The 23005-nt window shown below is 67.1% G+C and carries 29 protein-coding genes; 12 read left to right on the plus strand and 17 right to left on the minus strand.

Annotated features, from left to right (window positions below):
- Together H6A21_RS00005 and H6A21_RS00010 are read left to right on the plus strand one after the other, a co-directional pair.
- Positions 1 to 968, plus strand: a 968-nt coding sequence (locus H6A21_RS00005) for an IS256 family transposase (RefSeq protein WP_204559545.1), incomplete at its 5' end; no start/stop codon positions are given.
- 35 nt (positions 969 to 1003) lie between these two features.
- Positions 1004 to 1549 (plus strand): nitroreductase family protein, encoded by a 546-nt coding sequence (locus tag H6A21_RS00010; protein WP_342636012.1) that lies wholly within the window; start codon positions 1004 to 1006, stop codon positions 1547 to 1549.
- Here H6A21_RS00010 and H6A21_RS00015 read toward each other — a convergent pair.
- The 6 genes from H6A21_RS00015 to H6A21_RS00040 all read right to left on the minus strand — a co-directional run bounded on the left by H6A21_RS00015 (position 1536) and on the right by H6A21_RS00040 (position 7075).
- Positions 1536 to 2567 (minus strand): hypothetical protein, encoded by a 1032-nt coding sequence (locus tag H6A21_RS00015; RefSeq protein ID WP_204559546.1) that lies wholly within the window; start codon positions 2565 to 2567, stop codon positions 1536 to 1538. The two genes, H6A21_RS00010 and H6A21_RS00015, sit on opposite strands and share 14 nt — an antisense overlap.
- A gap of 129 nt (positions 2568 to 2696) precedes the next feature.
- Complete coding sequence (locus H6A21_RS00020; RefSeq protein WP_239462519.1) at positions 2697 to 4118, minus strand: MFS transporter; 1422 nt, start codon at positions 4116 to 4118, stop codon at positions 2697 to 2699.
- Entirely contained in the window at positions 4111 to 4749 is a 639-nt protein-coding gene (locus H6A21_RS00025) for a TetR/AcrR family transcriptional regulator (RefSeq protein ID WP_204559548.1), read from the minus strand. Before H6A21_RS00025 ends, H6A21_RS00020 begins: the two co-directional genes overlap by 8 nt.
- Positions 4750 to 5036: 287 nt before the next feature.
- Positions 5037 to 6140, minus strand: a complete 1104-nt coding sequence (locus H6A21_RS00030; RefSeq protein ID WP_204559549.1) for an AI-2E family transporter — start codon at positions 6138 to 6140, stop codon at positions 5037 to 5039.
- Between the two features lie 125 nt (positions 6141 to 6265).
- Positions 6266 to 6610, minus strand: coding sequence for a hypothetical protein (locus H6A21_RS00035; RefSeq protein ID WP_204559550.1), 345 nt, complete (start codon positions 6608 to 6610; stop codon positions 6266 to 6268).
- Between the two features lie 3 nt (positions 6611 to 6613).
- Complete coding sequence (locus H6A21_RS00040; RefSeq protein WP_204559551.1) at positions 6614 to 7075, minus strand: helix-turn-helix transcriptional regulator; 462 nt, start codon at positions 7073 to 7075, stop codon at positions 6614 to 6616.
- A 148-nt stretch (positions 7076 to 7223) separates the two neighbouring features.
- Between H6A21_RS00040 and H6A21_RS00045 the strand changes: the two genes are divergently transcribed.
- Positions 7224 to 7661 (plus strand): GNAT family N-acetyltransferase, encoded by a 438-nt coding sequence (locus H6A21_RS00045; protein ID WP_204559552.1) that lies wholly within the window; start codon positions 7224 to 7226, stop codon positions 7659 to 7661.
- Here the strand turns inward: H6A21_RS00045 and H6A21_RS00050 are convergent.
- The 6 genes from H6A21_RS00050 to H6A21_RS00075 all read right to left on the minus strand — a co-directional run bounded on the left by H6A21_RS00050 (position 7658) and on the right by H6A21_RS00075 (position 13220).
- Positions 7658 to 8569, minus strand: a complete 912-nt coding sequence (locus tag H6A21_RS00050; RefSeq protein WP_342636013.1) for a HAMP domain-containing sensor histidine kinase — start codon at positions 8567 to 8569, stop codon at positions 7658 to 7660. The two genes, H6A21_RS00045 and H6A21_RS00050, sit on opposite strands and share 4 nt — an antisense overlap.
- A gap of 476 nt (positions 8570 to 9045) precedes the next feature.
- Positions 9046 to 9936 carry a hypothetical protein gene (locus tag H6A21_RS00055; protein ID WP_204559553.1) on the minus strand — a complete coding sequence of 297 codons (891 nt, stop codon included), beginning with the start codon at positions 9934 to 9936 and terminating at the stop codon, positions 9046 to 9048.
- Between the two features lie 96 nt (positions 9937 to 10032).
- Positions 10033 to 11034: an ABC transporter ATP-binding protein gene (locus H6A21_RS00060; protein WP_204559554.1), complete on the minus strand. Its 1002-nt coding sequence runs from the start codon at positions 11032 to 11034 to the stop codon at positions 10033 to 10035.
- A gap of 146 nt (positions 11035 to 11180) precedes the next feature.
- Positions 11181 to 11912 (minus strand): response regulator transcription factor, encoded by a 732-nt coding sequence (locus tag H6A21_RS00065; protein WP_204559555.1) that lies wholly within the window; start codon positions 11910 to 11912, stop codon positions 11181 to 11183.
- A 186-nt stretch (positions 11913 to 12098) separates the two neighbouring features.
- Positions 12099 to 12917: a MerR family transcriptional regulator gene (locus H6A21_RS00070; protein WP_204559556.1), complete on the minus strand. Its 819-nt coding sequence runs from the start codon at positions 12915 to 12917 to the stop codon at positions 12099 to 12101.
- 42 nt (positions 12918 to 12959) lie between these two features.
- Complete coding sequence (locus H6A21_RS00075; RefSeq protein ID WP_204559557.1) at positions 12960 to 13220, minus strand: hypothetical protein; 261 nt, start codon at positions 13218 to 13220, stop codon at positions 12960 to 12962.
- 26 nt (positions 13221 to 13246) lie between these two features.
- Here H6A21_RS00075 and H6A21_RS00080 point away from each other — a divergent pair, with 26 nt between their 5' ends.
- From H6A21_RS00080 to H6A21_RS00105, 6 genes are all read left to right on the plus strand, one after another.
- The gene (locus tag H6A21_RS00080) at positions 13247 to 13702 is read left to right on the plus strand and encodes an MATE family efflux transporter (protein ID WP_204559558.1); all 456 of its coding nucleotides are present in this window, start codon (positions 13247 to 13249) and stop codon (positions 13700 to 13702) included.
- A 228-nt stretch (positions 13703 to 13930) separates the two neighbouring features.
- Entirely contained in the window at positions 13931 to 14350 is a 420-nt protein-coding gene (locus H6A21_RS00085; RefSeq protein WP_204559559.1) for a hypothetical protein, read from the plus strand.
- A gap of 88 nt (positions 14351 to 14438) precedes the next feature.
- Positions 14439 to 14930: a GNAT family N-acetyltransferase gene (locus H6A21_RS00090; RefSeq protein ID WP_204559560.1), complete on the plus strand. Its 492-nt coding sequence runs from the start codon at positions 14439 to 14441 to the stop codon at positions 14928 to 14930.
- Positions 14931 to 15176: 246 nt separating this feature from the next.
- On the plus strand, positions 15177 to 15545 hold the full coding sequence (locus H6A21_RS00095; RefSeq protein ID WP_204559561.1) for a GntR family transcriptional regulator: 369 nt from the start codon (positions 15177 to 15179) through the stop codon (positions 15543 to 15545).
- 39 nt (positions 15546 to 15584) lie between these two features.
- Positions 15585 to 16508, plus strand: a complete 924-nt coding sequence (locus tag H6A21_RS00100; protein WP_204559562.1) for an ABC transporter ATP-binding protein — start codon at positions 15585 to 15587, stop codon at positions 16506 to 16508.
- Positions 16509 to 17234 (plus strand): ABC-2 transporter permease, encoded by a 726-nt coding sequence (locus H6A21_RS00105; protein WP_204559563.1) that lies wholly within the window; start codon positions 16509 to 16511, stop codon positions 17232 to 17234.
- 12 nt (positions 17235 to 17246) lie between these two features.
- Here H6A21_RS00105 and H6A21_RS00110 read toward each other — a convergent pair whose 3' ends face one another.
- On the minus strand, positions 17247 to 18512 hold the full coding sequence (locus H6A21_RS00110) for an MFS transporter (protein ID WP_204559564.1): 1266 nt from the start codon (positions 18510 to 18512) through the stop codon (positions 17247 to 17249).
- A 102-nt stretch (positions 18513 to 18614) separates the two neighbouring features.
- Positions 18615 to 19331, minus strand: coding sequence for a TetR/AcrR family transcriptional regulator (locus tag H6A21_RS00115; protein WP_204559565.1), 717 nt, complete (start codon positions 19329 to 19331; stop codon positions 18615 to 18617).
- A 236-nt stretch (positions 19332 to 19567) separates the two neighbouring features.
- On the opposite strand from H6A21_RS00115, the gene H6A21_RS00120 reads away from it, so the two are divergent.
- Positions 19568 to 19918: a DUF2200 domain-containing protein gene (locus tag H6A21_RS00120; RefSeq protein ID WP_204559566.1), complete on the plus strand. Its 351-nt coding sequence runs from the start codon at positions 19568 to 19570 to the stop codon at positions 19916 to 19918.
- Between the two features lie 274 nt (positions 19919 to 20192).
- Here the strand turns inward: H6A21_RS00120 and H6A21_RS00125 are convergent, their stop codons facing one another.
- On the minus strand, positions 20193 to 20858 hold the full coding sequence (locus H6A21_RS00125) for an alpha/beta hydrolase-fold protein (RefSeq protein ID WP_204559567.1): 666 nt from the start codon (positions 20856 to 20858) through the stop codon (positions 20193 to 20195).
- 113 nt (positions 20859 to 20971) lie between these two features.
- Positions 20972 to 21433, minus strand: coding sequence for a hypothetical protein (locus tag H6A21_RS00130; protein ID WP_204559568.1), 462 nt, complete (start codon positions 21431 to 21433; stop codon positions 20972 to 20974).
- Positions 21434 to 21704: 271 nt separating this feature from the next.
- On the opposite strand from H6A21_RS00130, the gene H6A21_RS00135 reads away from it, so the two are divergent.
- Positions 21705 to 21914 carry a helix-turn-helix domain-containing protein gene (locus tag H6A21_RS00135; RefSeq protein WP_204559569.1) on the plus strand — a complete coding sequence of 70 codons (210 nt, stop codon included), beginning with the start codon at positions 21705 to 21707 and terminating at the stop codon, positions 21912 to 21914.
- Between the two features lie 4 nt (positions 21915 to 21918).
- On the plus strand, positions 21919 to 22413 hold the full coding sequence (locus H6A21_RS00140) for a hypothetical protein (RefSeq protein ID WP_204559570.1): 495 nt from the start codon (positions 21919 to 21921) through the stop codon (positions 22411 to 22413).
- A 74-nt stretch (positions 22414 to 22487) separates the two neighbouring features.
- On the opposite strand, the gene H6A21_RS00145 is transcribed toward H6A21_RS00140, so the two are convergent.
- The gene (locus tag H6A21_RS00145; protein ID WP_204559571.1) at positions 22488 to 22964 is read right to left on the minus strand and encodes a hypothetical protein; all 477 of its coding nucleotides are present in this window, start codon (positions 22962 to 22964) and stop codon (positions 22488 to 22490) included.
- Positions 22965 to 23005: the final 41 nt, after the last annotated feature.

Below are 23005 nucleotides of genomic sequence, written 5' to 3' on the forward strand. Positions count from 1 at the left end.
CCACGTCGTCCGGCGAGGTGACGATCCGCATGCCCAAGCTCAAGGGCATGAGGTTCACGACGGCCATCATCGAGCGCTACCGCCGCCGCGAGACCTCGGTCGAGGAGGCCATGATAGAGATGTACCTCGCGGGCGTCTCGACGCGCAGGATCGAGGACGTCTCCGAGATCCTGTGGGGGTCGTCGGTGTCCGCGGCGACCGTCTCTAACCTCAACGAGAGGGCGTTCGAGGCCGTGGAGGCGTGGAGGAACAGGCCCCTCGAGCGGGCGTACCCCTACGTCTACGTGGACGGAATCTACCTCAAAAGGTCGTGGGGTGGCTCCTACGAGAACGTGGCCGTGATGGTGGCGATAGGTGTCAACGACGACGGCTACCGCGAGGTCATAGGCGCGGCCGAGGGCTTCACGGAGTCCTCGGAGTGCTGGCGGGAGTTCCTCTCCTGGCTGAGGTCGCGCGGCCTGCGCGGGGTCCGCATGTTCACGGGAGACAAGGCGGCCGGCATGGTCGGCTCGATCGCCGAGGTCTTCCCGGAGGCCGCCTACCAGCGCTGCACGGTCCACTTCTACAGAAACGTTCTGGCGAGGGTGCCGAAGGCCAGGCGCCCGAGGGTCGCCGCCATGCTGAAGGCGATCCACGCGATGGAGTCGCGCGAGGCCGCCGAGGCCAAGGCCCTCGAGGTCGCGTCCGAGCTGGAGGCGTCAAAGCTCGGGGAGGCCGCCAAGGTCGTCAGGGACGGCTACGCCGAGACGCTGACGTACACCAGGTTCCCCCGCGAGCACTGGCGGAGGATCAGGACCAACAACGCCATCGAGCGCCTCAACCGCGAGATTCGCAGGCGCACGCGCGTGGTCGGCACCTTCCCCGACGGCAGGTCGGCCCTCATGCTCGTGACCGCGAGGCTCAAGTACGTTGCGGAGAGCTCCTGGGGCTCCCGGCGCTACCTGGACGTGACTCTGCTGGATGAGTAGCCGTACCGGACGGCGGGCCTAGGGGCTGTCGGAAAGTGCGCAAGAATCTTGACGGTACCGCGACCGCAATGGAATTCACCGACGTCATCACCGGTCGGTATTCGTGCAAGCAGTTCGACAGCCGTCAGATCGACCCCGCGCAGCTCGAGCTGATCCTCGAGGCGGGCCGCGTGGCGCCCACCGCCAAGAACCTGCAGGAGCAGCACATCTACGTGCTGCAGAGCGACGAGGCGCTCGCCACCGTCGACGAGCTCACCCCCTGCCGCTACGGCGCGCCCACCGTGCTGCTCGTGGCATTCGACGCGAGCAACGTCTTCACCTACCCGGGCGGTGCGCGCGACTCGGGCATCGAGGACGCCACCATCGTCGCCACGCACATGCTGCTCGCCGCCTATGACCAGGGTGTGGACAGCTGCTGGGTGAACAACGTCGACCCCGCCGTGCTGAAGGAGCGCTTCAACCTGCCTGAGAACGAAGAGGTCCTCATGCTGCTCGACCTGGGCTTCGCCGCCGAGGGCGCGGGCCCGCTCGCGAACCATTCGAGCCGCAAGATACTTGAGCAGACCGTCACCTATCTATAACCGTGCGGACCTTTCGCCCCTGACGAGACGAAACGCCCGGCTCCGTCCCGTGCGGGCACGAGGCGCCGGGGTGCCGCAACGCAAAGCGGCGCCCCGGCGCTTTTGTATGGGCAGCCAAGCGCTCGGGGTCGCCCGCAACCTTCCGCTTGCGCATCCGCCGTCTACCGTGCGCGCGCCAGCGCACGCCGCCGCGCGCACGCGCCGCGATCCGGCAACTCGCAGAGACGGCCAGCCAGCTGCCCATCGCCACGAGGATGATGCACACGAGACCGCCGACGCCTCCCTCGGCGAGAGCGCTCGGCAGCCGCAGCTGCAGGTGCACCAAGTCCATGCGCGTCAGCAGCACCGTCTGCAGCGCGAAGATCGAGATGAGCGCGTTCGCCAGGTTGAACGCGCGCACGCCCTTCACGGCAAGCGTCTCGGTGCGCCGCGCGCGCACGAGGTTCACGAGCGCCACCACGATCAGCACGAACGCGTAGGCGGCGTACACGTAGATGAGTCCGCCCGGATACCTGCGGCCGAAACCGTCCAACACGATGCGCACGACCGTGGAGGACATCGCGAGCACCAAGATCACCAGCGCGATCCCCGCGCGGCGGCACCGCAGAAGCGAGTCGTAGGTCTCGGCATCCGAGACGCGCGCGATGCTCATGAGCGCACCGGACGCCAGATAGGACTTTCCCACGTTCAGCGCCGCGATGACGATACCCACCGACACCATCCACGACGAGCGGGATATGAGCCCCATGATGATGTTCGCGAGGGCGAAGACGACATGGATCGAACCGATGAGAAGGCCTATCGCCATGGCGCGTGCTTGGCGGTTCTCGAGCAGCGGGTCGGGTACGAGACCGCGCACCACCGTGCGCACCGGCGAGACGCGCCGCACCGAGACGGACGTGCGTCCGCGCTCGAGCGGCACGCCGGCCAGCCTGCGAAAGACGCGGCCGAGCCGGCGCCGGATGCGCACGCGCAGGCGGGTGCGCTGTCGGCGCTGCGTCTCGACGATCACCCGCATGCCGCGCACCCCCTCTCACCCGTCTCATTCCCTCTCGATTCATGATACCCGTGCGGGGTGCCCAGGTGAGCGAGCGGCGCCGCCTGCCGCGGCAGGGCGCGAAGCGGAAGCAGGGCCGCATCCGAGCGCCTAGGCGCGCGCGGCCTTCCGATCGATCACGAGCGTGCGCACGAGCGAGAACGCGAGCGCCACGAGCACGATCGCAGACAGCAGATGGAACACCGTCGACAAGCCGTCCATGAAAAGCCCCGGGCGCCCGGCCACGAAACTCGTCACGCGGTATCCCGCCTCCGCGCTCATGGTGCCGTAGAGCACGCCCGTGGAGATGGTGATGCCGAGCGACTGCCCCAGGTAGCGCATGAGGTTGCCGAGCGACCCCACGAAGCCGAGCATCTCGGGCGCGGCATGGCCCATGATCAGCGAGTTGTTCGGCGACTGGAACATGGCGCTGCCGAGCGAGGTGAACATGAGCATGGGCACGATCGCGGAGATGGGCGTATCGAGCGCGAGAAACGACAGGCCGAACAGACCGGCGGCGAACACGACCTGGCCGGCGATCGTCGGCTTGATGCAGCCGATCTTGTCGGACAGCGCCCCGGACAGCGTACCGATCGTGGCGTTCACGAGTGGGTAGCAGGCCATGACGAGGCCGGCCACACCGGGCTCCAGGCCAAGGGCGTTCTGCAGGTAGAACGGCATGATCATCGTCACGCCGGACAAACCTAGGAACACGAGGACCATCGCGATGAGGTCGATGTCGAAGCTCACGTTGCGAAACACCTCGAGGTGCACGAGCGGCTCGGCCACGCGGCGCTCCACGAAGATGAACGCAACGAGCAGCACGAGACCGGCGGCAAGCAGGCCGAACTCAAGCGGGCCGGTCTCGGTCTCCATGAGCGTGATGGCCACGAACACGAGCAGGATCGCCGGGATGACGAGAAGCGCACCGACCACGTCGAGCGTGCGCTTCTCGACAGGACGCCGGTTCGGCAGCGCGAAGAGCCCGATCAGAAACGAGATGATGCCGATCGGGATGTTGATGAGAAAGATCGACTCCCACGGGAACAGCGACACGAGCACGCCGCCAACGGTCGGCCCCGCCATGGCGCCGAGCGCGGTGAACGTCGCCACGAGGCCGAGGGCGCGGCCGCGGCTCTCGGCGAACAGCTCCGTGATGATGCCCTGGTTGTTCGCCAGGCTGCAGGCCACGCCGAGCGCCTGCACGCAGCGGGCGGCCACGAGCGGCAGCAGCGACGAGGACAGCGCACAGAGCGCAGACCCGACGGTGAACAGGATGACGCCGATCTGGAACACGCGCACCTTGCCCACGATATCGCCCAGTCGGCCGAACACAAGCAGAAACGAGCAGGTGACGACCAGAAACGCGCTCGCCACGAGCTGAATCTCGGTCGCCTCGACGCCGAGCTCTACCTGCATGGTGGGCAGCGCCACGTTCACGATCGTGCCGTCGAGCACCTCCATGAACGTCATGCACAAGATGGCGAACAGCGCCCACCCGCGGTGCGGCGCCCTCTCCCCCGCTTTACTCATCTGCATCCCCCTGATTCTGGATTACCTCTTCCTGTGTGCGCCCGTACAGAGCGTCAAGCGTCGCGTCGATAAGCACGTCGAGCGTGCGCTCGAGCACCTCCGGCGAGAACTCGTCGCGCGCAAGCAGCGTGAGCGCGCAGACGCGCTGCAGCGACGCTGCGAGCTCGGCATCCGGCGCGCCACCCGCCGCCGCGATCGCTTCCGCCACGCTCGAAAGCACGCCGCCCGCAAGCTCGGGCCCCATGCTCACATCGCCGGGCAGCGCGCGGCGGATCTTGTGGAAGTCGGCGACGTCGACGCAGCGGAAGATCGCCCGGTCGCTATGCCAGGCAGCGCGCATCCAGGCATCGACCTCGGCGCGTTCAGGCGCCCTCCCCTGCCGCCTCGCCTGCGCGACCAGACCATAGAGCTCCTCCATGAGCGCACGGCGGTTCTCGGCGACCATCTCGGCCACGAAATCGCCCTTCGAAGCGAAAAACCCGTAGAACGTCCCCGGCGCGATACCCGCCTCGCGCGCGATGTCCTCCACGCGCATGGCGCGATATCCGCGTTCGAGCAGGCAGGTCCAGCCCGCATCGAGCATCGTGTGCCGCAGGCCCTCGCGCTCCTCATCGGTAAAGATTGCCGGCATGCGGTCCTCCTTCACGTTGCCACTGCATGCCATGGTACGCTTCCCGACGATTCTTCACGAATATTCATTTTCTTTCTTCATTGTCGCGGCGGCCGGATGCAACCGGCCGACATTGTCTTCGTGCAGAAGGCACACGAAGGCGGTCTTCGTGTGCCTTCTGCACGAAGACAATGCCACGGAGGTCTACTGCGTCCGCAGGGCGCCCGCGGCGAAACGGTGCCCAGGGCAACGACGCCGCAACGCCAAAAGCGGCGCTCGTAGGACGAAGCTGCTTCGAGCGAGCTCCCCTACCGCGGGGTCACGCCGTAAACGTCGTTTCTCAGCAGACGGTACGCGCACGCCGCCAAGGGCACGCCCACGAACATGCCCGCGATGCCGAAGGCGCCGCCGCCGATCGTCACCGCCGCGAGCACCCAGATGCCCGGCAGCTGGATGGAGGAACCCACGACGTGCGGGTAGATGAGGTCGCCCTCGAGCTGCTGCAGCACCACGATGAAGACGAGGAAGATGAGCGCCTGCACGGGCGACACCATGAGGATGAGAAATGCCCCCACGGCCCCGGAGAGAAACGCACCGACGATGGGGATGAGCGCCGTGAACGCGGTGAGCGCGCCGATCATGAGCGCGTAGGGCAGCCCGAGCAGGAACATGCCCAGGGCGCACAGCGCGCCGAGCACGACGGCCTCGGTGCACTGACCCACGATGAAACGGTGGAAGCAATCGTCGGCGACACCGAGCACGTAGCGGATGCGCACCAGCGCGGACTCAGGCAGGTAGCGTTCGAACAGCAAATCGCGCTGACGGGCGAGCGTCGCCTTGTTGAGCAGGATGAACAGCGCGAAGATGAACGCCAAGATGAGCGTCGCCGTACCGGACACCACACCCGACACCGCCCCGACCACGCCGGACATCACCGTGCCAGCGACCGTGCTCGCAAGCGACTGCCAGTCGAAGGCCTCAAGCGAGGACGCCACGCTCCCCACGAAGTCCGACGTGACGTAGCCCGTGTCCTCGAGCCAGGAGAACAGAGCGCGCGACGCGACAGGCAACTCGTCGATAAGCAGGCTCACGCAATCGATGAGCTGCGGCACCACGAGGCGCAGCACCACCGCGACGATGGCCACGAGCGTGAGCAGCGCCGCCGCAAGCGAGACGCCGGGGCGCACGCGGGCAACGACGCGGTTCTCGCTCGCCGGCAGGAAATGACGCTCGTAGAAGCCCATGAGGATGTTCAGCGGGTAGGCGAGCACGGCACCGAGCAGAAGCGGGGCCATCGCCTGCGCGAGCAGCCCGATGAATCCGGCGATGCTCGGCCAGTAGTAGATAGCGAGATATACCCCGAAGGCCGCGACGGCGATGGCGACGACGGTACGGATACTCGGTTGGTTCACGGGCCCTCCCCGGCAAAATCGGCTGTATTCTCCCCCCATCTTACCCACTGGCACGGCAGGCGCTCACCCGATCTGGTCCGGTAAAGAAAATACGGCCGGACGCCCGGTCGGCCGCGGCCGCGCAATCACTTCTCCTCCAAGGCGCGGATGCTCTCCAGCCGGACGGCCACGAGCCGGGCGCCCTCCTGTGCGCCGGCGCGCTCCACGAGCACCCACTCGTCGTCCACGTCCTCGAGCGTGCCGACGAGCTCCGGCGCGCCGACCGCGGCGTTCATATCGTCGAGAACCAACGTGACAGTCTCGCCGCACCGGCGCTCGAGCTGCCCGCGCAGCCCCAGATCGCGTGCGGCATCGCGCGCAGCGAGCCTTCGCAGGTCGCGCTTCGACGGCATCCAGACGAACAGCGCGATGACGAATCCGAAGGTGAGAATGATGATTACCTGATAGAACACCTCATTGAACGCATCCATCGTCTACGCCTCCGTCTCCGCCGCGATGCCCTCGATGTCACGGATGTCGATCAAGCGCACCACGCGCTCGCGCTCGACCTTGAGCGAGCCGAGACGCGGACGCTTCCGAATGCAGGAGACGCGCATCCACCCGCCTGAGATGTCGAGCACCTCCGCGCCCTCGAGCAGACCGTCGTCACCGGCGCACGCGATTCGAACCGTCCGGCCGACAAACACGCGCAGCACGTGCAGGTCGCGCGCCCGCGCGCCGCGCCCAGTACTCACCACGTCGACCTCGTCGCTTACGAGGTCGTCGATGGTCACGCCGTAGAGCCGCGCGAGCTCAGCCGCCTTGTCGAGTGCAGGCGCGCCCTGCCCGGCCTCCCAGTTCGCGATTGTCTGCCGGCTCATGCCGATGACGGCGGCGACCTCCTGCTGGCTCATTCCGGCGCGGCGGCGCAGCGCCGCGAGCTTGTCGGAAATCATGGGCGGCTCCCTTCTCGTTCGGACCGTCCCCATTGTCGCGCGCCACGCCCGCGCAGGCGAGCAAATCCGTTTGGCAATTGCGCCAATCCGCTGGCATCGTGCGACAATATGACCCACCCGTGTCCCACATGACGTTTTTGGAGCGCCCATGATTCGACCGCTTACCCCCGAGGACCTCGACACCGTCATGGACCTGTGGCTTGCCGGCAACGAGCAGGCGCACCCGTTCGTGCCGGAGGGCTACTGGCGCCGCGCCGCCGAGCGCATCAGGCACGAGTTGCCGCGCGCAGAGGTTCTGGTCCATGTGGATGCGCGCACGCACGCCGTCGACGGGTTCATCGGACTGTCTGAAGACTACGTCGCCGGTCTCTTCGTGCGCGCCGACGCGCGCTCGCAAGGCATCGGGCACGCGCTCCTTGGCGAGGCGAAACGGCGGCACGGCGAGCTTTGCCTGCACGTCTATCGCGACAACCCGCGCGCGGTGGCGTTCTACACACGCGAGGGGTTCACGGTGCGCAGCGAGAGCGTCGACGAGGCGACCGGCGCCGCGGAGTATGAGATGGCGTGGTCGGCACCGCGCGCCTAGACGCCGCCCAGCGGGTGCATCGCGAGCGTGATCACCAGCATGTCGCCCTCGAACACGGCAGCGATCTCCATGTCCATGGCGTGCGCGAGGTTCGCCGCCACCGACAAGCCCAGACCGCTGCCTGCGCCCCCACGTGCGGAATCCGCCTGGTAGAACCGGTCGAACAGGCGGCTGGCATCGATGGCCGCCGGATCCTCGACCGCGTTCTCTATGCCAAGCACCGCCCGCTCGCCTACGCGCCGCTCGAACACGCGCGGCGCCGCCGCGCCATGGCGCAACGCATTCACCACCAGATTCGAGAACACGCGCGCGAGCGCCTCGCGGTTCGCCTCGACCGCGACGGCTGCATCCTCGAACGTTACCTGCGGCTCCCATCCGCGCGCCTCGAAGGCGGGGTACTGTGCGAGCAGCATCTCCTCCACAAACGGCATGAGCGGCACCGGCCCGAGTTCGAGCGCGAGGTCCGGGTCGGTCGACTTCGTGTAGGCGAACAGCTGGTCCAGCAGCTCGGTGGTGGTATCGATGCGGCTCGCCGCCGCGGCCAGGTGCCGGGCGCGCACCGCTGGATCGTCCTCGTCGCATGCGAGCTGCAGATACCCCTTCGCACCTGTAAGCGGCGTGCGGATGTCATGCGAGAGCGCCGACAGGTCGCGCTGGAACTCCTGCTGATGGCGCATCGCATCGATATGCGCTTGCGCGCTGCGGTCGAGCTCGGCGTTGATCGCATCCGCCAGCTCCGTCACGCCCGGCGCGCCACCCGCCGTCACGCGCGCGTTGCTCTCCGCATCGCGCCCGCGCAGGAAGCGAGCGATGCGGCGCATCTCGCCGAGGTAGCGAACGCTCGCGAGCAGCAGGCCCATACCAAGGCCGAGCACGAGTAGCACTATGGCGACAAACTCCGCTTCCACGGCACTCCCCTTTCCTGCGCTCCGATATGCGCGAGCAGCTTCTCTCAGCTTACTTGAACAGGCGCGCGCCGTCCCTGCACGTGGGCAAATCCAGCGGCGCGTAATCTCGAACACCGCCGAGGAGGCTCCGCTCCCGAGAGATGCTCGTATACGACGGTTTTAGGCGCCCCGATTTCGGCACCCGCAGCTTCCCGCCTTCCGAGCGCATCATTTGCCCAGATAGCGGCCTCCTCGAAAGAGCTTGTTCCGCAAGACTCCCAACAGGTCGCCTAATACCGTCAATACGGAGCACATGGCGGCGCTGCTGTCTCCCTTGGGTGTCTGTCCGGAAGAACACTACCGCCCGTCAACCACCCAGCACAGCGCCCACGCCGGGCAGCATGGGCGCCGAAAGCTAAAATACCGCCGGCCAGCAGCCCTGCCGCTCGAGGGCCACCGCGGCGGCGCCGGGCGCGGAGTGCGCCCGGCTCATCCCGCTAGATGTCGCGCTTGCGGGCGATGGCGAGCACAACCACGCTGGCGATGACGATCCAGATGACGCCCGTGAGCAGCGTCTGGACGCCGGGATCGATGGTGAAGGCGCGGCTCGCCGGACCCCAGATCTCAAGGGAGTTGTTCAAGAACAGCTGGCCTCCGCCACTCAGGTTGTTCAGAGCGCTCGAGGGAATCCACACGGCGAGGGTCTCGAACACGGGTGCCAGCGGTTCGAGGAACCGCAGAAGCCCGCCGCTTGAGTACGCAAGCCCCATAAGCAGCTGCGGGATCACCGAGGCGGTGAAGCAGAAGGCACCGATATAGCTCACCGGGCTCACGCGAGTCGCGTACACCAGCACGAGCGACAGCGCGGAGAGCGCCCAAGTGTTGAGCCAAAAGCCAACAAACCAGCCGATGATCTCAAGCGGCCCCTCCGACGTCGAGAAAGCGACGCGGCCGCCCGTCATGATCGGCAGGCACACCAGCGAGATCACCGTTGCGAACAGCAGGACGAGCGCGGCGAGAACCCCGGCGAACACGATCTTGCCCGCGATGTAGGACAAACGACCCGAACGTGACGAGAGCACCGACTTCGCGTATCCGCTCTTCAGCTCGGCGAGCGCGTGCTCCACCGCCATGAACGAGATGCACAGCGGGACGAGCCCGTTCATCATGTCGGCGAAGTAGACCGTGATCGAGCGTTGGGTCAACACCTCGCCGATCGTGATGACGTCTCCGGTCATATCGGCGAACAACGGGCTGTTCGCGAATACGACGAGACCGGCGACGAAGCCACAGGCGACGACGAGCGCCAGCCCGTACTGCCAGAAGCTGCCGCGCAGGCCGCGCGGACGCGTGATGCGATAGAGGTCCGATTTGATGAGATTCAGCATGATACTTACCTGCCTTTACGGTCAGAGGCGAGCAGAAGGTACGCGATTGCGCCGAGGATGGCGACATTAAGCAGCATGTCGGGCATGCGCCACCCCTTACGGGCGCGGCGCCGACGAAGCGGGTGCGCCGTCCATGAGCTCCACGAAGTAGTCCTCGATGTCGCGCTCGAGCACCGACAGTTCGAGCACCACCTGGTCCGCATCGTGCAGCGCGCGCGACACGTCCTCGACCGTCGGCGCGCCCGAGGACGCGGGGTCGCTCGCCGCGCCGCCGAACGCGGACGCCGCCGCACGCGCCCCGCCGCCGACCACGATGGCCTCGTCGGGCTCCACGCGAAACGTCGCGCCCGGCAGATGCTCCTCCAGAATGGCAAGCGCCCGGGCAGGGTCCGCCGTCTTCACGCGCACCGAGCTTCCGCAGGATGCATGCAGCTCCTCGTCGGAGAACTCGCGCACCATGTGGCCGCCCGCGATGACCCCGAAGCGCGTGCACACGCGCATGAGCTGGTCGAGCACATGGCTCGAGATCACGATCGTCACGCCGCGCTCCCGATTCAGCCGCACGAGTGCGCGGCGCAGGTCGCGCGTCGTCTCGGGGTCCATGCCGTTGAACGGCTCGTCGAGCAGCAGCAGGTCGGGCGACCCCACGAGCGCGAGCGCGAGCCCCAAGCGCTGCTTCATGCCCTGGGAGAACTTCTTCACCTTGCGCGGCCCGGCGTCCTCGAGCCCCACGAGGGCCAGCAGCTCGGCCACCTGCAAGCGCGGGCGCACCACGCCCATCGCGAGCGCCTTCATCATGAGGTTCTCCGCAGCGGAGAAGTTCGGGAGCGCGCCCGGCTCCTCGATGAGGGCGCCGATGCGCGAGGGCGCGCCCGAGAAACTGTGCGCCACCTGCGTGCGGTTCTCGCCGAACAGCTTGAGCTCGCCCGCGCTGGGGGTCGCCAGCCCCGCGACCATCTTCATGGTCGTCGACTTGCCGGCCCCGTTTTTGCCCACGAAGCCGTAGATGTCGCCCGCGGCGACATGCATGTCCAGGCGGTCGACCGCGAACATCTTGCCGTAGCGCTTGGTGAGGCCGCGGATTTCGATCACGTTCATGGTTGCTCCTATCTCGTGCATCCTGGCAGCGGGGCCATCCGAGTCGCGTCGTCCCCGCTGCTCATGCATGAGTATGGGAGCCGGCGTTTGAGCAAGTCTTCTCCAACCGTTAAGAAAGCTTAAAGATGAGGGGCGACGCATCCGCCTCAGCTGTCGTGCTGCAGCTTGAAGCCCATGCCCCAAACGGTCTTGAGGTAGCCGTCGGTGCCGCTGGCCTTGAGTTTCGCGCGGATGTTCGACACGTGCACGTTCACCGTGTTGTCGTCAGCCGAATACGGCTCGCCCCACGCCCGCTCGAAGAGCTCCTGCTTGGAGAACACGCGACGCGGATGCTCCATCATGGTCTGGAGGATGTTGAACTCGATGCGCGTGAGCGAAACCGGCGTGCCCGCCGCAAAGAACGCGCGCGCCTCCGGGTCAAGCTCCCACGCGCGAAAGCGCAGGGGCGCCGCCTCGTCCGCCGCCCGAGCGCCGCCGGTGCCAGCCGGCTCGGACATGCCGCCGCGATGTCTCAGCTGCACCTCGATGCGCGCCACGAGCTCGTCGAGGTCGAACGGCTTCACCAGGTAGTCATCCGCCCCGAGCTTCAGCAGGTCGATGCGGTCGGATGTCGCCGTGCGTGCCGAGATCACGATGATGGGCACGCGCGGGTCGCGCTCGCGGATGAGCCCCACGAGCTCTTCGCCGGAGCACCCGGGAAGCATCAGGTCGGACACCACGACGTCAAAGGGAAACCCGTCGCCCGCACCCAGAAGAAGCCTTGCCTCGCTGCCAGAGAACGCCTGCGTGCAGGTCATGCCCTGCCGTGCCAGATGCATCGCGACGATCTGGTTGATATCGGCATCGTCCTCGACGATCAGCACGCGAATTCCCGGCATATCCAACTCCTCGCAATCAATAGGCGGCGGCCCTTCGGCCATCATTGTGACGCAGGCCACGGCGATTTGACAGCGCGGATGCACCAGAGAGCGGAAAACCGAAGCCCAACGCACGCTCCCGTCGCGCCCGCGCCCAATAGATAGGTAGATACGGTCCGCCGCACGTGCACCATCGAAAAAACCCGGTCACTCACGCACGCGGACGCTCAGCACGCAGCGACAGTGCGCGTCATCGGTATCAAGCAGACGGGTCTGGCTCACCTCGTAGATGGGGCCCTCGGCCTCAAGGCCGCCTTCCTCCAAAAATGAGGACAGCGCCCGATAGGCGCGCGAGACCTCGCTGTAGGCCCCGGCGTACCCGATTTTCGCGAATCGCCCCGATGTCACAAGGCGCACGTCGGATGCGGACGCGAGCTCATCATCGCTGTCGATCCACGACGGAAGCAGGTAGAACAGATCCTCATACACGGGAGAGCCGGATGCATCGAGGTGCGCCGTCGCCCCGTACGGCGCGATCGTCGCCTCCACGCCAAACGACGAGAGGCGCTCGAACATGCCCGCATCACGCGCCGCCTGGGCCTCCCAGCTGCCATCGTCCACAAGACCGCGCACGTCCTTGGCAAGCAACAGAAGCCGGTCCTGCTCGACGGCAACCATGGGCCTGTCTCCCACGCGCTGCGCCTCGGCCACCTGGCGCTCCACTTCCGCAAGCAGGCGCTCCGATCGGCGCAGATCATCTATGCGTCGCCTGAGCTCGCGGCGGTTCTTCTGCGCGAGCTCCTGAAGCTGCGAGGGCTCAGGGCTATCAAGCATGGCGCGCACCTGCGCCAGGCTGAAGCCCGACTCCACAAGCGCGCGAATGAGAACGAACCGGGAGTGGTCGGCTATCGAGTAATCGCGGTACCCGTTCGCCCCGCGCGACGATGGGTGGAGCAGCCCCAGCTCGTCGTAGTGAATCAACGTGTTCTTCGTCGTCTGGCAGAGTGCCGCGAACTCGCCCGTCACCACCATTCTGTTCGCGGTCGATAACTTCCTGCGTATCTGCGGCTACATCAAGGGCAGCCTCGGCGTGAACGTGGTGTTCGTCGTCATCGGCACAGCGCTCGAATTCACCTTGCTCGGCCCCCTCGACTGGGGCGTCGAGGGCGCTGCCGGGGCGTACTCGACGGCCATGCTCGTGGGCTCGCTCATCGCCTTCATCCCGTTTTTCCGCGGCAAGGCGACGCTGCGCTTCACGCGCCCGCGGCCCACCGGCGCTGTCATCCGCCAGATCGTCTCCTGCGGTGCGCCGACCTTCTTGAACAACATCGCGGGGGCGCGCCCTGTCCATCATCATGAATATCATCCTCGTGCGCCTGGGCGGCGAGACGGCCGTTTCCACCTGGGGCGTCCTGATGTATGTCGACGGCTTCGTGCAGCCGCTGCTCTACGGCATGTGCGACTCACTGCAGCCGTCGGTCGGCTACAACTGGGGCGCCAGGAGATTCGACCGCGTGTGGGCTATCGAGCGCTGGTGCTTCGGGACGGCCTTCGCGGTGTCCGTCGTGTGCGGCGCCGCCATCATCGCGGCCCCCGGCCCCATCGCGTCGCTGTTCATCGCAGGGGGCGACGCGGAGGCGCTCAGCATGGCCGTGGAGGCGCTTCGGATCTTCGGGCTCACGTACCTCACGCGCTGGCTCTCCTATGCGGCGCAGGCCTGCCTGCTCGCACTCGAGATGGCGCTGCCCGCCTCGATCCTCTCGCTCTCGACGGCGCTCGTCGTGCCGCTTGTCCTCATCGCCGTGTTCTGACCTCTGGGCCTTACGGGCATCTGGCTGAACTTCCCCGTCATGAGCGCCGTTGTGGGCCTGCTCGCAATCATCATGTTCTGGCACGCACGGGCAGAAATCCACCTCGACGAGCTGCGTCGCCGCCCCGCGCGCCCCTAGCCGGGAAAAATACCCGCCGAAATGATGCCCCGCGGCGCGCGCGGCTACGGTACGATGCTTCAAGCTGGACGATTGCTAAGGGGTGCCGCCATGAGAGGTCTGATATCTGCGCTTGCGTCTTTCGTCGGCATCGCCTCAACGCTGTTCGCGCCCGCATGCGCCTGGGCCGAGATGGGCCTGAAACAGGAGGTCACCTCCGCGGGCGCGATCACCTACTTCGACTTCGGCGGCATCGGCTACGCGATCATCCTCGTCGCAGCGCTCGTCGTGGTCCTGCGCAAGCAACGCGCGGCGTTCAAGCGCATGGCAGAAAACAAGCGGAAACGCGCTGCCCGGCAGCGGGCCGTCTCGGCAGCCTCGACCTCTGACGCCGCCCAAGAAGACCTCGGCGCGAGCACCCTTGCCGCCGTCGAGCGCTTGAAGCAGGCCGAACGGGCTCTGCACAACCCGCACATGCCTGCCGCCCGCCCTCATGCGCAGCAAAGCGCAGGCAAGCACGACGCTCGATGATCTCTGTGACGGAGCGCACCGGCGCCGAGGGGTGCTGCCGCCGGTGCGTGCGACAATGAAACCTCCGACACGTCACGCAGGAGGCCCCATGCACGCTATCGCCATCCGCCCCATCACCGCGCAAGACGACACCGCAATCGCCGCCATCATCCGCACCTGCCTGGAAGCCTATCACCTGGACATCCCGGGCACTGCCTATTTCGACCCGGAGCTCGACCACCTGAGCGCCTTCTACGCGGCGGCTCCCCGACGACGCGCCTACTTCGTCGCGGAAGATGCCGATGCCGGACGCATCGTCGGCGGGGCGGGCCTCGCTGAATTCACCGGGCTCGACTCCTGCTGCGAGCTGCAGAAAATCTACCTGGACAAGAACGTGCGCGGCCAGGGCCTGGGCCGCGCCCTCATGGATGCCGTCGAGCAGCGCGCCCGTGAGCTCGGGTACCGGCGCATCTACCTCGAGACGCACACGAACCTGCACGAGGCGATTCGCCTGTACGAGCGCGCCGGCTACCAGCGTATCGACCAGCCCGTCGCCACCATGCATACCACCATGGACCGCTTCTACACAAAAGAGCTGTAAACGCCTGCACGGGAACGCCGACGCTAGCCTCGCCGCCCGGGCATGCAGCGCCCTCAACATTTTTCCAACGTCGCTTGCCACTGTGCATAGGTGTGTATATACTGTAGCTATCGGGTATATACAGTATGCCCACAGGGACGACGCGAAGACGTCCGTTGCCGTCCCAGCCACGCGACGGGGACGCCCGGGCGTGCGGCACCCCGCGAAAGGGACGCCTCCCGCGGGACGCACGAAAGGACACGCAACTTGGAAATCATCATCTCGAACGCCAGCAGCAAGCCCATCTACGAGCAGATCTGCGACCAGATCAAGGCCGCGATCCTCGCGGGCGAACTCGCCGAGGGCGAACAGCTCCCGAGCATCCGTGCGCTCGCCAACAGCCTGCGTGTGAGCGCCATCACCACGAAGCGCGCCTACGCCGACCTCGAGTCCGAAGGCTTCATCGAGACGGTTCAGGGCAAGGGCAGCTTCGTGGCCGGCGGCAACGCCGAGCTCATCCGGGAGGAGCAGCTCCGCCAGGTCGAGGCGCACATGATGCGCGCCATCGACGCCGGGCGGGCCATGGGCCTCACCGACGACGAGCTCGCCGAGATGTTCGCGCTTGAGCTGGAGTAACTGCAACACCAGCGCATCTACCTGCAGAAAGGACCCGCCATGTCACCGATGGCATCCGATAGCACCATCCCCGCCGCGCCCCTTATCGACGCGCGCAGCCTCACCAAGCACTACGACGGCTTCTCGCTGCAAGACGTCAACCTCACTGTCGACGAAGGCGAGGTCGTCGGCTTCGTCGGGCAGAACGGCGCCGGCAAGTCCACGACCATCAAGGCCCTGCTCGGCATCATCGAGCTCGACGGCGGCGAGGCCCGCGTCCTGGGCACCGACGCGCACGACCTCGGCCACACGTCGGCAGGCGCCCGCACGAAGGAGGAGATCGGCGTCGTGTTCGACACCGTCTCCGTCCCCGGGCACCTGCGCGTCGCCGACGTCGGCCACGTGCACGCCCTCGCCTACAGCACGTGGAGCCAGCACATCTTCAACCGGCTCACGCGCGCGTTCGCCCTCGATCCTGCCAAGCAGGTGAAGGACCTCTCCCGCGGCATGGGCATGAAGCTCAGCCTCGCCTGCGCGCTCTCCCACGGCGCGCGCCTGCTCATCCTCGACGAGGCCACAGCCGGCCTCGACCCCATGGCCCGCGACGAGGTGCTCGACCTGCTGCGCGGCTTCGTGGAGGCACCCGGCCACGCCGTCCTCATGAGCAGCCACATCACCAGCGACCTCGAGAAGATCGCCGACCGCGTCGTGTGCATCGAGGACGGGCGCATCGTGTTCAACCTCGCGAAGGACGAGATCACCGACGAGATGGGCATCGCCCGCTGCCGCGCCTGCGATTTCGAGACCATCTGCGCAAGCGGCATCATCCCCGAGCGCGAGATCCGCTACCGCAAGCACGACTACGGCATCGACCTGCTCGTGCCCGACCGGTTCGCGTTCGCGGAGAACTTCCCGAACATCCCCGTCGACCACATGACGATCGACGATTACCTCACCCTCACCCTGAAAGGCGGTGTGCGATAGATGAAGCGCGCATACCAAGTAGAGATGGCCGTTATCCGCAACTACACCCGCCAGCTGTTCGGCCTGGGTATCTTCGTCGCAGCGTGCACCTGCGTCGGCATGCAGAGCCTCGCGGGCGCACCCGGCGTCCTCACCTGCATGTACTTCATCATGGGGGCGCTGGCGACCTCCGCCTACGATGAGCAGAACAACTGGGGCCTCTACCGCCTTGCCATGCCGTTCAACCGCCACGAGGTGGTACTCGCCCGCTACGGCGCCATCGCGACGATCGGCTTGATCGGCATGGCCGCGGGCATGATTGGCGCCCTGGCGCTCTCCGCTATCGCGACCGTGGCCCCGCTGCCGGGCGACCTGTCCGCAACGCTCGGTCTCACACAGGACAACATCCAGGCCATGGTATTCTCCTGCGCGCTGTGCGCCATCGTCGGCTCCGGCGTGGCGGCCATCGAGACGCCGATCTATTTGCGCTTCGGCCAGACGAAGGCGACGCAGTGGATCCCGATGATCAGCGTCCTTCTGTTCATCAGCCCCGCGATCATCCTCGGCGCGACCGGCGGTCTCGGCAACTTCGCGGGCATCGCCGACACCATCCGCGGCATCTTCGCCTTCATCGAGACGCCCGTCGGCGCAGCGGTCAGCCTGGTCGTCGCCCTCGCCGTCTCCGCGATCATCCTCGGCATCTCCGCCGCCATCTCCCTTGCGCTCTACGACCGCCGCGAGCTGTAGGGCCTCCTCTGGTCACGCCTGCGACCCGCGCCGCAGCCACGCCGCCACGAGCACAATCATCGCCGCAGCCACCGCGCCGATGGCCCAGGCGGGGACGGCATCGAGCGCGATGCCGTAGGCGAGCTGGCCCGCCGGCGTGGCGCAGTTCGCCAGCATGTACGTGAGCGCCATGACCTTACCCACGAGCGTCTCAGGGCTCTCCACCTGCAGATACGTTGTCGCCACGATGCTCATGGCCGTGCAAAGCGCCATCGTCGCCGCGAAGATCGTGACGAGCGCGGCGAAGGCGAGCAGCGGCGCCACGGGAAGAGCGACCGCCGCAGACGCCGCCGCAAGCGTGCCCGCGATGCCCACCAGCAGCGCGGGCACGACCCGTATGGAGAGGCGCCCCGGGAACGCCGCGATCAGGCCGCCGCCCGCAAGGCCGCCTATGGCGAGAGCCGCCTGCAGGGCGCCGAGCAGCTGGTTCGACAGGCCGAGCGTCTCGGTCACGATGTAGGGAGAGCAGACGTTGAAAAACGACGAGCCGAACAGGTTCAGCAGCGTCGCCGCCATGATCGTGCGCCACAGGACGGGGCGGCCCCGCAGAAAGCCCAGCGCCTCGGCCATGTCCGCGCGCGCCGTCACGAGCGCGCCGGCGGTGCGCGCAGGCGGCGTGTAGGGAACGCGTACGAGCGCCCACGCTACGACGGCGCCGAGCGCGAAGAGCCCCGCCGACACGACCGCGATCGGCTCGACGCCGAAGAAGCCGAACACCATGCCGCCGAGCACCGGCCCGCCGATACCCGTGAGCATGCCCACCTGGTTCATGAGGGCGATGGCGCGCTCCAGCTCATCGGTCGCCACCAGGTAGGGAATCGCCGACTGCACGCAGGGCTGCAGCAGCGCCTGCGCGGCGAAGGCGACCATGAGGACGGCGATTGTCGCCCCGATGACCGCCGGCGTCTCGGCCACGAGCCAAAACATGAGCATGCATGCCGCGAGCACCGCGTTCACGGCGACCATGACGCCGCGCTTGCGCGTGCGGTCGGCGATGATGCCGCCCACCGGCGCCAGCAGCGTATAGGGGGCGAACCCCACTGCGACCACGCCGCCGAACAGCGCGCCCGACCCCGTGAGGTTCAGCAGGTGCAGGGGCAGCGCGAACTGCAGGACTTCCAACCCGAGAAGCGCGAGTCCCTGCGAGCCCATGAGCGCGACGAAGCGCGGGTTCGCGGCGCGCTTGCCGGTGCGACCCCTTCGCTTCTCCCCCGTCCGCTTGGCATCCTTGGTTCCCATCGTTACTCCTTTCATACATATGGTCGGTATGTTTAATGGGTCGAAGAAAAGCCGCACGAAGCGGCTCGTCTCAGGTGGCCATGCGACCCCGACGCAGAAGCCTTACGCCGGCTCGGAGCCCGCGGCGCCATCTGCCCCCTCGTCCTCGTTGAGCGCGCGGATCCGCTCGCCCCAGGCGTTGTTCCACATCGCGACGCCATCCGGATCTTGGACGTCGAAGATCGCTCCCACGCCCAGCGCGTCAGCGACGCGCGCGAACACCGCGCTGCGCCGTGCGAACTCTCCCTCATCGGAAAACGGATGGAACAGCGGCACCATCCACAGGTTGGACAACAGAAGGAGCGCCTCGGCGACCTCGCGCGGATGCTCGCACGTAATCGAGCCGTCGGCGATGCCCTCGGTAAGCGCCGGCTCCATGTAGCGATGCGCCGTGTCAAACAGGTCGCGGTACTCCGCCGCCAGAAGCCGGTCGTTTTTGATCGGGTCGGGCGACGGCCTCATGGCGTGCCAGAGCTCCGCCGAGGGACCGTCCGCCGAGGTGGTGTAGAACGCGCGGATCTTCTCGAGACCGGAAAGCGTCGTGTCGGAGGCGATCCGCTCGACCTGCTCGACCATGGGCCGGTTCGCCCGTTCGAACACCGCCTCGAAGATATCCTCCTTGCTCTTGAAGTGATGGTAGATGGCGCCCTTCGTGAGGCCGCCGAGGTCGTCCACGATGTCGGCCATCGTCGTCTGCTCGTAGCCCTTCGTCATGAACAGCTCCTCGGCCACGTCGAGAATCCGCTTGACGGTCTCCTCCGGGTACTTGTTGCGCGCCATGGTCTCCCCCCACTCCTGTCGATGGGCTTATCATACCAACGGCATGTATCTTGCACAAGGCGGACCGCCGAGCATCAGATTCCCGTGTCACCGTGCCCTGACCGGCAGCGCGACAGGCGCATCCGCCGACGCTCGCCGCGCGGATGCGGACGCGATCGCGCCCTGCGCGCCTCTCCCTCGTCATAATGGAGGCATCATCACGCAATGCAGTACCGCGCACGCAGATTGGAACGCCCATGGCCCGCACGCCCATCGCCCAGATGTCGTTCACGAAGGTCTATCCTCTGCTCGTGCAAAAGGCAGAGCGCCGCGGGCGCACCCGCGAAGAGGTCGACACCGTCACCTGCTGGCTTACCGGCTACGACCGGGACGGCCTTGCACGCCAACTGGAGCGCGACCTGACCTACCAGGAGTTTTTCGACGAGGCGCCCGCGATGAACCCCAACCGCGCGCTCATCCGCGGAAAAATCTGCGGCGTCGACATCGCCGCCATCGAGGACCCCGTCGAGCAGGATGCCCGCTATCTCGATAAGCTCGTCGACGAACTCGCCCGCGGCCGCGCCATGGAGACAATCCTGCGCGCCTAGCCGCAGCACGTGCTCGCACGCGTCGATTCGAATGCGCAGCGGCCCTCGCCTCATAACCGTGGTGCGCCCCAAGCGCTCTGCAGGCCGCCCCACCATCAACCAACTTGTCAAAAGTCTCGCTTAGGAGTTCTCTTAGCGAGACTTTTGAACAGTTGGTCGCCCTGCGGAAGCCGGCGACATCGGATGGCTACCGGAGCGAAGACGCAGAAGCTATGCGGATGGAAACGTTGAGGGGCAGACGCGCAACGCAGCGTGGCCGATCCCGCATCGCTCGCTACAGATGCACCTCGAGGGCGGACAGGCCCTCCTCGAAGCGCTCGCGATGGTGCTGCATGTGGTTGCCCGGACCGATCGAGCAGTCGACCGTGCACCCGTGCCGCTGGAGGATCTCGGCGCAGGCGGACATGTCGTCCGCCACGCTCCGCATGATGGGCGCCCCGGCCTTCGGCTCCTTCTTCCCGAGCGAGAAGAACGCATAGCGGCCAGCGCCCTCGAAGGGCGCCGCCCCCAGGTAGTCCACCCAGCCCTGGTACCACAGCGACCCCGACAGGCACGCACACGCCGAGAAGACTCGATCGCCCGTGAACGCGAACAGGGCGAACAGGCCGCCCAGCGAGTAGCCGCAGATGGCGCGGTGCGACGGCCGGGCGCCGACCTGCTCCTCCACGAGGGGTATGACGGTGTCTCGCAGCTCGTAGAACGTCGACACCGCGTCGCCGCCGAACCGCGGCGCCCCGCGCCGCAGGCCGGGAGCCTTCCACGGGGTGAGGCTGTCGTTCCAGTCGCGCACCGGAACGCTCACGACGGTCGCGCCGCGCCCGCGGGCGATCGCGGCGAGCCCCGCCGGATGCTCCGGGGAGTCGATGACGTAGATGACCGGCGACGTGTCGCCCGCGCTGCCGCGAAACACCTCGACGTTGCTGATATCGATATATCCCATGAGGTCCCACCTCCCAGATCAACCTGGACGACCGCGCCGCACGGGCACGGTGGACGGACCGACGGCGCCAATATCCCGGTAGAGGCCCAATCCACTCGACGCCCATCATTGAATCACGGCCGCGCCCGGTCCCGGACGGCGCGGGCGCCTTTTGCGGCGAGCGCGACCGCTCCCTTGGCGACCGCGACCGCTCCGCGACCGGCGGCGCGCGCGGCGGCTGCCGCCACCTTGGGCACCTCCCGCGCGGCGGCGCGCGCCGCGCGCCCCGCCTGCTCCTTTGCCACCGCGCCCATCTTCTCGGCCGCGGCATCCAGGCGCCGCTCGACAGGAGAGGGAGGCCGTCCCGTATAGACGCGCTGACCCCTGCTCGCCAGCGCCGCGCCGCCCGCGATGGCGGCCACGCCGGGTCCGGGCAGGACGCACAGGGGCACACCGGCCGCGGCGAGCACGGCCCCCGCGGCCATCTGGGATGCGCCTTTCACCTTCTGTCCGCGCGTGACGCAGGCGGCCCGGCTCGATCTTGTGGCCGAGCCCTCGTCTCGCTTCGGGGGCTTCTCCTTCGCATGCCGTCTCATCAAGATCTCCTTTGCCGGGGCGACGCCTTCGCGCGTTCAATGGGATGCATATACCCGTTCCCGCGGGTTTTCGCGTATCGCCGGCGCGAATTAAGAAACACTTCATCATGCTAAAGCGCCCCGCGCGCGGCACCCGGCGCACGGCGCCTCCCGCATGCCTCTGCTTTGCAAAGTCTACTTGTCTAAAGATGCAAAGCATACTATACTTTTCTTGCAAAGCATGCTTGTCATTTCGAGATGACGCCCGGTCCGTCGACCCAAGGAGCCGCCCGTGAAGTCGCGTATCCGAGAGCTGCGCCGGCAGCACAAGATCAGCCAGACGGAACTCGCCGAGGCCGTGGGCACCACGCGGCAGACCATCACGTCCATCGAGGTGGAGCGCTACACCGCCTCGCTGCCGCTCGCCTACAAGATAGCCCGCCATTTCGGACTCACCATCGAGGAGGTCTTCGATTTCTCGGAGATCGACGAGGAGCTGTGACATCATGAGGAACACCATCGAAACCCTGCGCGAGGATGTACGGAGACGCCTGCGTCGCGAAATCGCGAGCATCGCCATCATCGTCTGCGCCGCCTGCGCCCTGATCATCCTCGACATGACCGGGACCCTACCCGCCATCCGGGGGGACGCCGCCTCAACGAGCTTCGTCATCGGCTGCGTGTCGGGCCTGCTCGCCGTCGCCGGGGCGCTCACCGTGAAGCGGGCCGCCGAGATGCGCCGCGCCCTTGCCGACGACGCCGCGCTCCGCCGCCTGCACGCAAAGGAGAACGACGAGCTGCAAGCCCATCTGGAGCGCGAGGCCGCCCGCACGTTCGTCCAGATCCTGCCTGCGCTCGTCGCCGTGGCCGTCTTCGTCGGCGCCCTCGTGAGCACAGAGGCCATGCTCGCGGCCGCGGCGACCGCGGTCTTCCTCTCCCTCGCCCTGCTCGCCATCAAAATCCGCTACCGGTGGGCGTTCGGCGCCCAGGCGACCGACTGACCGCCCGTGCCCCGAACGGGGCGCCCCGGCGAGCCGCGGCATGCCCGCCCCTCGCGGGATGCGCACGGGCGGGATCAGTCCGCAAGAAGCGGGGTCTTCCGCAGCAGCCGCAAGATGGCACGCACGGCGGACCCCGCCACGAACAGCTGCCACAGCCGCGCCATGGGGAAATTCATCGCCACGGTCTGGAGCCACGTCGCCACGAGCTCGCCGACAGGCGGCTGCTTGAACGCGGGCGTCGCCACGAGGCTCATCATCGGGCACATGCTCCAGCAGGTGAACGCTCCCATGGAGACGGTGATGAGCAGTGACGGCACCTTCGCCGGGTCGAGCAGCCCGAACGTCAGGCGATGCGCGATGCGGCCCCCGACGAGCGTCTCGAGCGCGATGACCGCCGCCATGAGCGGCACGATGTCGGCGAGGGGCGCAAGGAGCATCTCACTCGTCAGCCCTCCCGCCATCAGCGCCTGGTTGTAGAGTTCCATCCCGTAGACCATCGCGAATGCCATGAGCAGGGAGAACACGATGCGTTGGGCTTTAGTGACAGGCACGGTACGCCTCCTGTGCCCAGCCCCCATATCCGCAAACAACG

Origin of the sequence: Collinsella tanakaei, from assembly GCF_016902615.1 — a bacterium.
In the GTDB taxonomy this organism is placed as follows: Bacteria; Actinomycetota; Coriobacteriia; order Coriobacteriales; family Coriobacteriaceae; genus Collinsella; species Collinsella tanakaei_A.